This is a genomic window from Olavius algarvensis spirochete endosymbiont (genome assembly GCA_900608495.1).
GTDB lineage: Bacteria > Spirochaetota > Spirochaetia > DSM-2461 > DSM-2461 > UBA2779.
In genome coordinates, this window is record UWYT01000254.1 from 1 (window position 1) to 404 (window position 404).

General features: G+C 55.4%; 2 protein-coding genes. Both read right to left on the reverse strand.

Annotated features, from left to right (window positions below; genetic code table 11):
• On the reverse strand, positions 1–192 hold a 192-nt coding region (locus S1OALGB6SA_RS07865), incomplete at its 3' end, for a ParA family protein (RefSeq protein ID WP_148084052.1).
• A partial coding sequence (locus S1OALGB6SA_RS10320; RefSeq protein WP_195910375.1) for a hypothetical protein occupies positions 193–404 on the reverse strand: 212 nt, incomplete at its 5' end. It lies immediately after the preceding gene.

The following is a 404-nucleotide window of genomic DNA, read 5'->3' on the forward strand; positions in this document are numbered from 1 at the left end:
TCCATCCAGTATGGCCTCATAGAGGCCCCTCTCAGGTTCATTCTCGAAGAAGCTCCTGGTAAGATTAGCCTGGCCGTCGGAGTCGATTAGAAGCACCCTCTCACCTGCATGGGCTAGATAGCAGCCAAGCTCCCGGGTGAGCGTGGTCTTACCAACCCCACCTTTCTGATTGCACATGGCTATGACTTTCATCTAAGAGCCTCCCGTAAGTCCCACCTCTCCCGTGGGAGCGGTGGAGGCATCCTCGATGGCCTTCCTCTTGTACTCCCTCTTAACCCTGCCGGTCTGGCTTGCAAGCTCGCCGTAGCTGCGGCGAAAGCCAAGCAGGTTCACCTGGGCCCTGCCTGAGAAGAAGTTGATCTGGAGTTCTTCTAATCCAACATCGCTGTAAAAGAAGTCGCAGA